We start from the raw sequence: 12,706 nt of genomic DNA on the forward strand, positions 1-12,706 counted from the left end.
CTGACCAACCCCTTATCGACATGGACAAGCTTAGCGAGCTCGTCGCCGAGGCCGACACCGGTGGGCGCAAGCCGACCGGCCGCACCGCAAAGCTGATCCTCGGCGTATCGCTGGCATGGTCGCTGTTCCAGCTCTGGTATGCCTCGCCCCTTCCGTTCATGCTCAATTTTGGTGTCGTCAGCGACGGCATCGCCCGCTCCATCCATCTGGCCTTCGCCCTGTTTCTGGCGATGCTGACGTTTCCGGGCTTCAAGACCTCGTCGCGCAGCCGGGTGCCGCTGCCCGACTGGGTGCTAGGCATCGCCGGGGCGGCGTCCGCCCTCTATCTGTTGGTCTTTTACAGCGATATCGCCCATCGGCCGGGCCTTCCTACTACGGCTGACCTGGTCGTCTCGATCGCCGGCGTCCTCATCCTGCTCGAGGCCGCCCGTCGCGCCGTCGGGCCTGCCATCACCGTCATCGCGGCGATCATGCTGATCTATATCTTCGCCGGGCCCCACCTTCCTGGCCTGCTTGGCCACAAGGGCGCGACGTTATCGCGCGCAGCCTCGCAGATGTGGCTGACGTCGGAGGGGGTCTTCGGTGTTGCCCTCGGTGTGTCCACCAACGTCGTCTTCATGTTCGTCCTGTTCGGAACATTGCTGGAGCGCGCCGGCGCCGGCGGCTTTTTCATCCAGCTTGCCTTCTCGCTGCTCGGCAAATACCGCGGCGGGCCGGCCAAGGCCGGTGTCGTGGCTTCCGGCCTGACCGGCATGATTTCCGGGTCGTCGATCGCTAATGTCGTGACCACCGGAACCTTCACCATCCCGCTGATGCGCCGGGTCGGATATTCTGCGGTGAAGGCGGGCGCCATCGAATGCGCGGCCGGCGTCAATGGTCAGCTGATGCCTCCGGTGATGGGCGCCGCCGCGTTCTTGATCGCGGAATATGTCGGCATCTCCTATGCCGAGGTGGTCAAGCACGCCTTCTATCCGGCGCTGCTGACCTACGGCTCGTTGTTCTACATCGTCGATATCGAGGCGATGAAGACGGGGATGAAGGGCCTGCCGTCACGCAGCACGCACTCCGCATTTCAGGGCGCGCTGCGCGGGCTGATGGGCGTATGCGGTTTCATCATCCTCGCAGGGCTTGTCTATTACGGCATTGGCTGGACGAAGATCGTTTTTGGCGCGGCCGCGACCTGGATGATCACTGCCGCGCTGATCGCCGTCTACATCGGCCTTGTCGCCTACCGGGCGCGTTATCCGGACCTGCCGCTGGAGGATCTGGAGGGCGAGATCGTCAGGATTCCCCACTTCGGCGAGACGGCACGCACCGGCCTGCATTTTCTGCTGCCTGTGATCCTGCTGATCTGGTGCCTGATGGTGGAGGAGTTGTCGCCCGGCCTGTCGGCATTCTGGGGCGCTGTCGCCCTTATGGCGCTGATCGTCACGCAGCGGCCGCTCACCGCCTTTTTCCGCAAGGACCGCGCGCTGGCGCAGCATTGGCTTCACGGTTTCGACGATCTGGTCGGTGGGCTGTCCGCCGCCGCACGCAACATGACGACGGTCGGCATTGCCACTGCGACGGCCGGCATCATCGTCGGCACGGTTCTGCTCACGGGCATCGGGCTGGTAATGACCGAGCTGGTCGAATTCATCTCGGGCGGCAGCTTCATCGTCATGCTTTTGTTCACCGCGGTGATCTGCATCATTCTCGGCATGGGCATGCCGACCACTGCAAGCTATGTCGTCGTCGCCACCTTGATGGCGCCGGTCATCGTCGATTTGGCGGCGCAGAACGATCTTGCCGTGCCGCTGGTCGCCGTCCACATGTTCGTTTTCTATTTCGGGCTGATGGCGGACGTGACGCCGCCAGTGGGCCTGGCGGCTTATGCAGCTGCGGCAATTTCCGGCGCCGATCCGGTGAAGACCGGCATTCAGGGCTTCAAGTACGAGATCCGTACCGGCCTGCTGCCGTTCATCTTCATCTTCAACACCGGACTGCTGATAATCGATCTCGAAGGTCCGTTCGATTTCGTCGCGATGGTGGTGACATCGACGCTGGCCATGGTCTCGTTTGTAGCAGCGACGCAGAATTGGATGCTCGTGCGCAACCGCTGGTACGAGACGATTGCGTTGATTGTGGCCTGTTTCATCTTGTTCAGGCCGGGATTGTTGCTCGATCAGGTGAGTGAACCGTATCGGGCAGTACCCGCCACCGAACTCAGCCGTATCGTCGACGAGACAGCCGAGGGAGGCGCGGTTCGCTTGCGCCTGACGACACTGAACCTCAACGGCGATGAGATATCGAAGCTGGTTCGGCTGCAGCTCGGGCCTGCAAATTCATCGGCCGAACGCCTGAAGGCTGCGGGCCTGGACGTCAGTGCGCTTGGCGATAGCGTGACGGTCGGCGTCGTGCGACTGGGCAGCCAGGCGGCCAAATTCGGCCTGCAGCCCGGCGACGAAATCAACCAGGTGCTAGTCCCTGCGGAACGGCCATCGCGCTATTGGTTTACCATCCCGGCCCTGTTGTTGGTCGGTCTCGTCTTCTGGGTTCAGAAGCGGCGAAGGAGGACAATCGGTCTGTAAGCGTCTTGTGAGCGGAAGAGTGTTGGCCAGCATGTCAGTAACAAGAGAACCAAGCGGCGCCGCGGAACCGGCTAGCGTGGAAATGCGCTTGACGACGCACGACCGCCCCTTCGAACCGGTCGACTACGGGCTTTACGCGCTGACGGTCATTGCCTGGAGCGCATCGTGGTTCGCGATCGAACTTCAGGTCGGCAGCGGCGTGTCGAACGAGGTCAATCTGGTCTGGCGCTTCGCCATCGCCACGCTGCTGATGTTTGCCTGGGCGGGCTTTTCCGGTCGGCGGCTCCGCTTTCCGATCACCGATCATTTGCGCTTTGCTGTGCTCGGCATCCTCATCTTCTCGTCGAACTTCCTGTTTTTCTATTACGGCGCCGGCTATCTCGTCAGCGGCTTGCTCTCAGTCGTCTTCTCGCTCGCCTCGGTCATCAACATGCTGCTCGCTGCCTTGGTCATCGGCGAGCGCCCGGCGCCGCGCATTCTCGCCGGCGGCACCATCGGCTTCGCCGGAATAGCGCTGATGTTCTTTCCCGAAATCGCCGCCAACGGGCTTTCCGGCGGCACGTTGGTGGGTCTTCTTCTGTGCCTCTGTGGCACGCTGAGCTTCTGCGCCGGCAATCTCGTCTCCGTCGCCAACCAGCGCCGCGGCCTGCCGCTCGTTTCAACGAGCGCCTGGGGCATGCTTTATGGCACTTTGTGGTCGGCGTTGCTGGCCTTCCTGCTTGGTGAGCCGTTCGTGTTCGCGACGACCGCCTCTTATATCGGCTCGCTGGTCTTCCTAGCCGTCATATCGACCGTCGTGGCTTTCGCCGCCTACCTGACGCTGCTCGGACGCATTGGCGGCGCCCGGGCCGGCTATGCGACCGTCATATTTCCCGTCTTTGCGCTTTTGATCTCCACAGCGCTGGAAGGCTATGCCTGGACTGTGTACGCGATCATCGGGCTCGTCCTCGTCGCCGCCGGGAACGTCCTGGTCATTCGCGGGGGACGGCGCTGACGCATGGAATGCTTGCGCAATGCCGCCGCGTTCCGGTTGTGCGGGCCGCGGTTCTATCGAGCTTGACTCTGCGCATCCTCTGTCTAAGCTGCGGTCAATGGGTCAGACCAATGTACCAGGGTTGGCCCGGGAGGGAACTAAACGCGCATGCCGATCCAGGCCGTTGAACCACGCCGGCTTTACCGACAGGTAGCCGATCAGCTCAGGCAGCTGATCGATGCCGGCGAGTTTTCCGTCGGCGACCGCCTGCCGACCGAGCGGGATCTGGCCGACCAGCTCGGAATTTCCCGCCCGACAGTCCGTGAAGCGCTGATAGCGCTGGAGGTTGAAGGCCGCATACGCATCCGCGTCGGCTCGGGTATCTACGTCACCGATCCGCCGAGCGCCGCCGCCTCCGAACCCGAAATAGAGGAAGGCCCGTTCGAGCTGTTGCGCGCGCGCGAATTCGTCGAAGGCGCGATCGCCGCCGAAGCGGCCCTCCATGTCCGGCCTGCAGATATCGAACGGCTCGACGACGTGCTGCGCCGGATGGAGGCCATGCGTCACCCCAACAAGATGACCATTGCGCTCGACCGGGAATTCCACACCGCCGTCGCCGGCATTCTCGAGAACGCGGTGCTGGTGCGCTTCATCGGCGAGCTTTTCGACCAGCGCATGAACCCGTACTTCGAACGCCTGTCGATCTATTTCGAGACCAGCGATTCCTGGCAGGTCGCGGCAAAGGAACATCGTGCCGTGCGTGATGCAATTGCCGCGCGCGACCCCGAGCGGGCCAAGGCCGCCATGCAGCAGCATCTGCGCCAGTCGCAAATCAGATTCTCACGCAATTTCGATGAGAGAGCCGCAGCCAAGGAGGTTGCGGAATAGCAGTTGGCCGGGGGGAGATCCGGCCGTCAAGTTCAACCAGGGAGGAATTAGATGCTGAGAAAATACGCAGTTCTGCTCGGTGCGATCGCCGCAATTGCCATACCCATGGCGTCGGCCTCGGCGGAAACGGTCCTGAAATGGGCGCATGTCTACGAGACGACGGAGCCCTTCCACACCGAATCCGTGTGGGCGGCCGACGAAATCAAGAAGCGCACCCAGGGCCGCTACGCCATCGACGTCTATCCGGCCTCGCAGCTTGGCAAGGAAGCGGACATCAACCAGGGCCTGATGCTCGGTACCGTCGATATCATCATTTCCGGATCGAGCTTCGCGGCGCGCGAATATCCACCGATCGGCGTCACCTATTTCCCATACACTTTCCGCGATGCCGACCATTTGCTGAAATACACCAAGAGCGACGTCTACAAGGCCCTGACCAAGGGCTATGAGGACAAGACCGGCAATCACATCGCTGCCACCACCTATTACGGGACGCGGCAGACCACCTCGAACCGTCCGATCGCCAAGTGCTCCGACATGCAGGGCCTGAAGATGCGGGTTCCCGACGTGCCGGCCTATCTGGCCATGCCGCGTGCCTGCGGCGCCAACACCGCGCCGATTGCCTTCGCCGAGGTGTATCTGGCCCTGCAGAACGGCACGGTGGAGGCCCAGGAGAACCCGCTGACCACCATCGAGGCGAAGAAATTCTACGAGGTGCAGAAGAACATCGTGCTCACTGGCCATATCGTCGATCATCTAAACACCATCATATCGGCGTCGCGCTGGGCCTCGCTTTCCGATGAGGACAAGAAGATCTTCACCGAGGTGATGCAGGAGGCTGCCGCCCGCGCCACGGCAAAGATCGTCGCCCGCGAAAAGGAACTGGTGCAGGTATTCAAGGACCGCGGCATCAGCGTAACCGATGTCGACCGTGCCGACTTCGAGAAGAATGTGCTGGAGAAGGTCACCTTCGAGGAGTTCGGCTACAACAAGGCCGATTGGGAAGCGATCCGCGCCATTAAGTAGGGCACCGGGAAATCAGATGCTTGATCAAGAGGATAGAGCGGCAATCGGATTTGCTGCTTTAACCTGCTCTTCGGTCCGGCTCCAAATTGCGCCGGACGGCCTTTTCAATCCTTGACGACCCACCAGCTTCGGGAGCCCGCGCCGATGGCCGAGGAACACCACATCGAGATCACCGTCGAAGAGATCGCGCACGCCTTCGAGGAGGTGCCGGTACACGTCGACCTGTCGGACCACGGCGTCGAGGACTGGATCACGCTTGCCGTTTTCTGGGGCATGGTCGTGTGTGTCTTCCTGCAGTTCTTCACCCGCTATGCGCTGAACAACAGCCTTGCCTGGACCGAGGAGATCGCCATCAACGCGCTCGTCGTCGTCGTTTTTCTGGGCGCCGCCATGTGCGTGCGCCTTTCGCGCCATATCCATGTCGACGTGCTTTACCACTATCTGCCGGAGCGCGTCGGCCGCTGGCTGGCGCTCGCCGTCGATGTTATCCGCATTGCATTCTTCGGCTACGGATCCTGGTTGATGTGGCGCTACGTCACGATCGTGGCGCATGAGCGCATGGTCACCGTCAACCTGCCGCGGCGCTGGTTCTTCTACGCCGTACTGGCCGGGTTCGTGCTGATGCTTCTGCGCTCGATCCAGGTCTTCATCGGCAATTACAGGCGCGGCTATTCGGTGCTCGAGCGTCCTGGCGCGTTCGAGACGGCGGGGGTCTGAGCGATGCTGCTTCTGGTCGGGGGCTTTCTTGTCCTGATGCTCATCGGCGTGCCGGTCGCCGTTTCGATGGCGGCCGCCTCGATCCTTTACCTCGTCATCTACGGCGTCGCGCCCGATATCATCGCGGCCCAGCGCATGATCGCCGGGGTGGAGAGCTTTCCGCTGCTCGCCGTTCCGTTCTTCATCCTGGCGGGCAACCTCATGAACATCGCCGGCGTCACCGGGCGCATCTATTCCTTCGCCCTTGCCCTGGTCGGCTGGATGAAAGGCGGCCTGGCGCAGGTCAACATCATCGGATCGGTGATCTTTTCCGGCATGTCGGGCACCGCGCTCGCCGACGCCGCCGGCATCGGCACTATCGAGATCAAGGCGATGAAGGACCACGGCTATCCTATCGACGCCGCGGTCGGGGTTACCGCCGCTTCCGCCACGCTCGGACCGATCTTTCCGCCCTCGCTGCCCTTCGTCATCTACGGCATGATGGCCAATGTCTCGATTGGCGCGCTGTTCATGGCCGGCATCCTGCCCGGCGTGGTCATGACCGTGCTGATGATGATCACGGTCGCCATCTTCGCCTACAGGCGCGGCTGGGGCTCCGACACATCCTTCGAGCTTCGGCGGCTTGCCGAAGCGGCGGGCGAGGTGCTGGTGGTGGCTGCCTTTCCGATTGGCTGCTATGTGCTGGTGCAGCTTGGCCTGTCGATCAATATCGCGGTCGGCATAGCGCTGCTGATGCTGATCGTGGCGGACTGGTATTTCGATTTTTCCGCGGTCATGGCGCTGATGACGCCGGTCATCCTGATCGGTGGCATGACGATGGGCTGGTTCACGCCGACCGAGGCGGCGATGGCGGCTGTGATCTGGTCGCTTTTCCTAGGGTTGGTGCGCTACCGCACGATGACGCTGCGTTTGCTTGCCAAGGCCAGCTTTGACACGATCGAGACGACCGCCTCGGTGCTCTTCATCGTCACCGCCGCATCGATCTTCGCCTGGCTGCTCACCGTCAGCCAGGCAGCACAGCTGTTCTCGAACTTCATCTTCGCGCTCACCGAAAACAAGTGGGTCTTCCTGATCCTGGTCAACATCCTGATGCTGGTGGTCGGCTGCTTCCTCGATACGATCGCCGCGATCACGATTCTGGTGCCGATCCTGCTGCCGGTCGCCGCCGTCTACGGCATCAACCCTGTGCATTTCGGGCTGATCATGACGCTCAACCTGATGATCGGGCTTTTGCACCCGCCGCTCGGCATGGTGCTCTTTGTGTTGTCGCGCGTTGCCAAGCTCTCGGTTGAGCGCACCACCATGGCGATCCTGCCGTGGCTGGTGCCGCTTATCGTGGCGCTGCTTCTGATCACCTTCATACCCGCCATCACGCTTTGGCTGCCGACCGAGATGGGCTTGATCCGGTGAGTGGCCAGGCGATTGCCGCGACGCTGTTCGGCCCGCAGGACCTGCGCGTCGTGGAGCGTCCGCTTGAACCGCTGGCACCAGGTATGGTGCGGGTGCGCTTTGGGGCAGGGGGCATCTGCGGCTCCGACCTGCATTATTTCCGCCATGCCCGTACCGGCGACTTCGTCGTCACTTCGCCGCTTGTCCTCGGCCACGAAATCTCAGGCGAAATCGTCGAGATCAACGGCGCCGCGCCCGGCCTCGGCATCGGCGACCATGTCGCGGTCAATCCGTCGCGCTGGTGCGGGCGTTGCGCGCGATGCCTGGAAGGCCGCGCCAATCTCTGCGAGAACATCTATTTCATGGGCTCGGCATCGAAGACGCCGCATATGCAGGGCGGATTCGCCAGTCTGTTCGACGCCACGCCCGCGCAATGTTTCAAGGTTCCATCTGACGTGGCCTACCAGGCGGCCGCACTTGCCGAGCCGTTGGCGGTCAGTCTGCACGCCGTCGCGCGGGTGGGCGACGTCAGGGGCCGCAACGTCGTCCTGTTCGGTGCCGGCCCCATCGGTCTCTTGACCATGCTCGCGGCCAGGCTTGCCGGCTGCGCTGAACTGACCGTCGTCGATATCGCCGCCGCGCCGCTCGCCTTCGCCCGCCGGCTTGGCGCCGACAGGACGATCGACCTTTCCGGCGGCGACGCCGAACTCCAGGCGCTTGCTGCCGGGGATTCGCTTGATGTCGCGTTCGAGATTTCAGGCACTGCCGCCGGCCTTGCCGCGGCGATCGCCAGTGTCCGGCGCGGCGGCACGGTGGTCCAGGTCGGCAATCTTCCCGGTGGCCACATCCCGCTGCCTGCCAATGCAGTAATGGCCAAGGAGATCGACCTCAAAGGCACATTCCGCTTCGGCACGGAGTTCGGCCGGGCGGTCGATCTCATCGTGTCGGGGGAGGTGGACGTCCTGAAGCTGATGACAGCGGAGCGCACGCTTTCTTGCGCCACCGATGCCTTCCGACTTGCCGCCGACCGTTCACAGAGTGTCAAGGTCGTGCTGACCGCGGACTGAATCGTGGTTCTTGCCAGATCGTTAGCAGCCATAACTCATTGCGAACGGACGAAACTCAGAACGTGCTCGACGTATATGCTCCCACCCAGGTCTCCGGTTAAACTCGGGAGCAATACCCGGCAGCTTGCTGTCAAAATTGTTGGCAGCAAATCCGCTCGCGATTAAAGCCCCTTCGTCGCGAGATTTCGTTCAGTTCGGCCATTCCTCGTCCTGCCAATCGCGCGCTGCGTGGATCACCCGCAAAATTGAAATGCTTTCTCGGGCGCCCTTGGCGGTCACGGCATAAGCGATGATGTAGGGCAGGCGACTCACAGGTTTTTCATAGGTGCCGGATACACGGCCGGGTCGCCCGGTTGCCATTTCCCCAAGCGCGCCCCTGCGTCCAGAATCCGGTCTGCTACCAGGCGCGCAGCGCGCGGATTATCCTGCGATATAGCCGATCTGTTCCTTGATGTCGTCCAGCTCACCGCGAGACCACTGAACGGCTCGCGTCACACCTTGCGGCCCGTGCCGGCATCAATCGCGGCATAAATTTCTGCTATAGCCTTATCATGAGACACGATGCGCCCAGCTTCGACATCAGCAAGGCCGCAGTTGATACCTTCAATGATTTTCAAGCTCGCGATCGACATACGCTGCGACGGCTTCACCTGCGAGGAACGACTTGCTACGCCGGGTGTCGGTTGCGATCCGGTCGAGCTTTTCCTTTACATCGGGACTGACGCGAATTGTCATAGTGGTGCTAGCGGCCATAGCGGTGTCCTGTGTTGATCTGTGTACACCTTAGCACAGAGCGCCGCGCTGGTTCATTATCCCCTGACCGCCGAGCCGACGATCGAATCCACAAAGAAGCGCTGCAGCAAGACGAAGAGCACCAGTGGCGGGAGCACGGCAAGCGTCGCGCCAGCCATCACCAGTCCCGTGTTGAGAGCGCCTCTGTTGTAGCTGAGCAGGCGACTAAGGCTGATGACGATCGGATATTCGTGTGCCTTGCCCTGTAGAACGGTCAGCGGCCAGAGATAGCTATTCCAGTGATAGACGAAGGCAAACAGCGCCAGTGCTGCGATTGCCGGCGCCAGACTGAATCGAGGATGCGCAAAGTCCCTGTTTTTTGCGAGGCAATCGGCGCTTCACTGTGCAGGTACAAATAGAATGTGCGACCGTGCTGGCTTCCCAGCATCAGGATAGAGCATACGCCTGGAACCTTCATAGCCCGATGCCGCGCTTCTTTCCCAGGTTCCAATCCACGCCCCCCATATCCGAGCACACGACCCCGATGACTTGATTACCCAATCGCTTTTCGAGCGACGGCGACCAGGGCACGAGCTTGAATTCGAGTCCATTGTCGATCATCGCGAGCCGGCCTGAAGCCAGCGAGAAACGCCGCCGGTAAATCCCAGCCACATGATCGCCGTTGGCAGCCTTCGTGAACGAGAGGCCCGTCTGGGCGGCGAGGCGGGCACCGAGCGATTCCACCTCATGATCGTGTAAAGTATCGATCAGATTGCGCACAAGAATGACGCGCTGTCCCTCGCGCCTGGCCAGATCGCGGCTGACAAGGTGGTCGACCCGATCTTGCAGTGCCTGTCTTACGTCCCTACCAAAGCCGCCGTCACCGAATTCGGCAGGCTCGCGTGCAACGAGTTGGCGATCGAGCCAAGTCGCGCCGGAAGCATGGACCTGCTGTTCGATTGACAGGTCGGAGCGGACCGCGAGCGTGACCCGGCCACCGCCATTTGCACTCGCATCGCGGCACAACTCCACGACCGAGCCCGGGTCGGAGTCTCCGGCCGCATCAGGGTCATGGAAGCGAATGTGGTGCGTGCGTCCATCAATGCCATCGACGATGGCATAGGCCGCGCCGCGCCGTTCGTCATAAAGGCCGCGTTCGAGCAGTCGGCCGATCACGGGCGCATCAATCCTTTCGGCGGCTAGCACATAGTCGGCCGTCCCTTTTTCTAGCCCATGCACAGTGAGGCTGCGGTGCATGCGCTTGATGATGTCGCCGCGTTCACCGAGGGCGCGCAAAGTGGGCTCGGCCTGTTCGACCACTATCCACTGGCCGGGACGGATCTCGTTCGCGAGGCCCAGGCTTTCCAGTTGCCGCAGCCGGCCGACTTTGAGCCCCAGGAACTCGTCGGGCCGGCGATCAGGATGTGGCGCGAGATCAATGATACCATGACGGTCGGCGTCACGAACAAGCTGGCGATCGAGCTGCGTCCAGCGCTCAGTGTCGACCTGGCGCTCGATGGCCCGGCGGATGTCGAGGTCCATGCGGAGCCCAAGCGTCTGGGTGAGAATGTCGCTCGCCCGATCGCGCATGCCCTGGCGGATGTAGTCCCGCGAGATGACAAGGCTCTCGCCATCGTCGGCAACGCCGCGAACGAGGATGTGAACGTGCGGATGTTCGGTGTTCCAGTGATCGACGGCTATCCAGTCGAGCCTCGTGCCGAGGTCGCGCGCCATGTCGGCCATCAGGTCACAAGCGAAGTTCTTGAGGTCGCCGAGCTCCATTGCATCGTCTGGCGAAACGATGAAACGGAAGTGATGCCGATCATCCTTGCAGCGGTCGCAGAAGGCGTCATGATCTGCATCTTTGGTGTCGGGACCGAACATCCTCGCCTTCTCACCATCACGTGTAACACCTTCGCGGCGAAGATATTTGAGATGGGTGGCGAGTGGCCCAGACCCTCTGAACTGCCGTACCACACGGGTCTTGACGACGGCGCCGCGTGACCGGTCAGAGATGAGGCGACTGGCGCGGATGCTCGCTGACCTGCCGCGGCCAAACGTTGAGGCTCGCGGGGAGGTGATCCGACCCTCGCGTGTAAGGTGACCGCCGGCGCGCTGTGTGGCCGCAAGAGCCTGGAAGATGAAGGGTCGTGCGCGCTGGCCGGCGCGGGAGCGGATGCGACCAGGGCGGACGCGAAAGCTATCGTCACGCTTCATGCTAGACGGCCACGAGGTGCGGTTTCCATTGAAACACTGAAAAATTGGGAATAGCGCACATCGCTGATTGTGCCAGCACATTGCGAAATGAGACGAAAATTGTAAGGAAAACAATCGGCCGAACCGAGCCGCACCTCGCGGCCCTTTATCCTGCCAATCTCTCTGTTCTCATCCACAGCCAACCCTTCCGCCGGAATTTCCGCGACGGAACAGGCCGGAATGCAATTGAGGAGGAACGTGGCGATCATTGCGATATGGCTAAAGAGGGCTGAGCGAATAGGCCGGAACCGGCGTGGTTCGATTGGAAATCGGTTTCACCCGGCTGTGGCTCGATCGCGGTCAGGTCCGCAGCAGGATTGCCCATTGGCGACCGCATTGCAGACGAATGAATCGCCGCAAAGATCGTCTCGGCATAACCATTGCCATCCGATGCAGCGGCGTTCCGAATGTCATGGGGATGCGGAAAGATCGTTGCACGGAGTGAGCTGGCTCTGCCCCTTCCGTGCCGCGCGCGCCGCGGAGTGAGAACTGCACCATCGAGCAGCGGCGCAAGTTTCCTGACGTAGTCGACCGTCTCGCGTGGCAGCGGACGGCCGGTTAAGAGATGTTCCGTGTACCGACCAGGACCGGCATTGTAAGCGGCAAGAAAGCCGCTGCGCCCGAAGCTGTCGAGCATTTCGCGAAGATATGCTGCACCTGCAAGAATGTTGTCACGCGGTTGATACGGATCGTCACCGAGACGGTATTTGATGCGCAGTTCTTGCCACGTCGCCGGCATGATCTGCATCAAGCCCATTGCGCCCTTGCTTGAAAGCGCACGAACATCGCCGACGCTCTCAACATGCATGACGCCGCGCAGCAACTGCTCTGGAATGGCGAAGCGTTTTGACGCTTCCCGGATATGCCGCGACCACGGGCCAGCCGACAAGATCGTCGACTCGGAGTGCGCCGGCCGTTCACCAGCAGAGGAAGCCGCTGCACCAGTTTCGGGCGCCACGAAGCCGAGCATCACACATGCGGCAAACGTCGTCATGCCTCTGTGGGCTGCGTCCCGCAGACCGCAGAACCGATGCGCCGCCAGCCTGCGACGGTGTTCGCTTCCGTTAAGGGCAGGGGCTCGCCAATCG

Annotated in this window: 10 protein-coding genes and 2 pseudogenes; 7 read left to right on the top strand and 5 right to left on the bottom strand. The window is 61.9% G+C overall.

Translation table 11 applies throughout. The features are described from left to right. The first annotated feature begins 20 nt into the window (after window positions 1-20). From NKH04_RS07350 to NKH04_RS07380, 7 genes are all read left to right on the top strand, one after another. Complete coding sequence (locus NKH04_RS07350; RefSeq protein ID WP_353044158.1) at window positions 21-2,570, top strand: TRAP transporter permease; 2,550 nt, start codon at window positions 21-23, stop codon at window positions 2,568-2,570. Between the two features lie 82 nt (window positions 2,571-2,652). Continuing rightward, a complete protein-coding gene (locus tag NKH04_RS07355; RefSeq protein WP_502908674.1) occupies window positions 2,653-3,564 on the top strand; it encodes a DMT family transporter in 912 nt (303 codons plus the stop codon). Between the two features lie 147 nt (window positions 3,565-3,711). After that, window positions 3,712-4,431, top strand: a complete 720-nt coding sequence (locus tag NKH04_RS07360; RefSeq protein ID WP_353021015.1) for a FadR/GntR family transcriptional regulator — start codon at window positions 3,712-3,714, stop codon at window positions 4,429-4,431. Between the two features lie 51 nt (window positions 4,432-4,482). Next, entirely contained in the window at window positions 4,483-5,457 is a 975-nt protein-coding gene (locus NKH04_RS07365) for a sialic acid TRAP transporter substrate-binding protein SiaP (RefSeq protein ID WP_023717039.1), read from the top strand. 144 nt (window positions 5,458-5,601) lie between these two features. Further along, window positions 5,602-6,174, top strand: coding sequence for a TRAP transporter small permease (locus NKH04_RS07370; protein WP_352612542.1), 573 nt, complete (start codon window positions 5,602-5,604; stop codon window positions 6,172-6,174). A 3-nt stretch (window positions 6,175-6,177) separates the two neighbouring features. Then, the gene (locus tag NKH04_RS07375) at window positions 6,178-7,584 is read left to right on the top strand and encodes a TRAP transporter large permease (RefSeq protein ID WP_353021012.1); all 1,407 of its coding nucleotides are present in this window, start codon (window positions 6,178-6,180) and stop codon (window positions 7,582-7,584) included. After that, complete coding sequence (locus NKH04_RS07380) at window positions 7,581-8,630, top strand: L-idonate 5-dehydrogenase (protein WP_352470554.1); 1,050 nt, start codon at window positions 7,581-7,583, stop codon at window positions 8,628-8,630. The genes NKH04_RS07375 and NKH04_RS07380 overlap by 4 nt, the downstream gene beginning before the upstream one ends. Window positions 8,631-8,819: 189 nt before the next feature. On the opposite strand, the pseudogene NKH04_RS33195 reads toward NKH04_RS07380, so the two are convergent. From NKH04_RS33195 to NKH04_RS07405, 5 genes and pseudogenes are all read right to left on the bottom strand, one after another. Further along, window positions 8,820-9,125 (bottom strand): annotated as a pseudogene (locus tag NKH04_RS33195) (type II toxin-antitoxin system RelE/ParE family toxin). Then, window positions 9,122-9,383, bottom strand: a pseudogene (locus tag NKH04_RS07390) (CopG family ribbon-helix-helix protein). The pseudogenes NKH04_RS33195 and NKH04_RS07390 overlap by 4 nt, the downstream one beginning before the upstream one ends. A 453-nt stretch (window positions 9,384-9,836) precedes the next feature. Beyond that, the gene (locus NKH04_RS07395) at window positions 9,837-11,579 is read right to left on the bottom strand and encodes a relaxase/mobilization nuclease domain-containing protein (RefSeq protein ID WP_352684686.1); all 1,743 of its coding nucleotides are present in this window, start codon (window positions 11,577-11,579) and stop codon (window positions 9,837-9,839) included. Further along, window positions 11,576-11,827, bottom strand: a complete 252-nt coding sequence (locus tag NKH04_RS07400; RefSeq protein ID WP_352470551.1) for a hypothetical protein — start codon at window positions 11,825-11,827, stop codon at window positions 11,576-11,578. The genes NKH04_RS07395 and NKH04_RS07400 overlap by 4 nt, the downstream gene beginning before the upstream one ends. Further along, window positions 11,824-12,612: a lytic transglycosylase domain-containing protein gene (locus NKH04_RS07405; RefSeq protein WP_352684688.1), complete on the bottom strand. Its 789-nt coding sequence runs from the start codon at window positions 12,610-12,612 to the stop codon at window positions 11,824-11,826. The genes NKH04_RS07400 and NKH04_RS07405 overlap by 4 nt, the downstream gene beginning before the upstream one ends. Window positions 12,613-12,706 lie beyond the last annotated feature (94 nt).

Origin of the sequence: Mesorhizobium sp. M1365, from assembly GCF_040317865.1 — a bacterium.
Classification (GTDB): Bacteria; Pseudomonadota; Alphaproteobacteria; order Rhizobiales; family Rhizobiaceae; genus Mesorhizobium.

Coding starts and splice junctions, on each gene's coding strand:
- NKH04_RS07400 (WP_352470551.1), bottom strand. CDS start 11,827: ATGATCGCCACGTTCCTCCTCAATTGCATTCCGGCCTGTTCCGTCGCG.
- NKH04_RS07370 (WP_352612542.1), top strand. CDS start 5,602: ATGGCCGAGGAACACCACATCGAGATCACCGTCGAAGAGATCGCGCAC.
- NKH04_RS07355 (WP_502908674.1), top strand. CDS start 2,653: ATGCGCTTGACGACGCACGACCGCCCCTTCGAACCGGTCGACTACGGG.
- NKH04_RS07350 (WP_353044158.1), top strand. CDS start 21: ATGGACAAGCTTAGCGAGCTCGTCGCCGAGGCCGACACCGGTGGGCGC.
- NKH04_RS07405 (WP_352684688.1), bottom strand. CDS start 12,612: ATGACGACGTTTGCCGCATGTGTGATGCTCGGCTTCGTGGCGCCCGAA.
- NKH04_RS07365 (WP_023717039.1), top strand. CDS start 4,483: ATGCTGAGAAAATACGCAGTTCTGCTCGGTGCGATCGCCGCAATTGCC.
- NKH04_RS07375 (WP_353021012.1), top strand. CDS start 6,178: ATGCTGCTTCTGGTCGGGGGCTTTCTTGTCCTGATGCTCATCGGCGTG.
- NKH04_RS07395 (WP_352684686.1), bottom strand. CDS start 11,579: ATGAAGCGTGACGATAGCTTTCGCGTCCGCCCTGGTCGCATCCGCTCC.
- NKH04_RS07360 (WP_353021015.1), top strand. CDS start 3,712: ATGCCGATCCAGGCCGTTGAACCACGCCGGCTTTACCGACAGGTAGCC.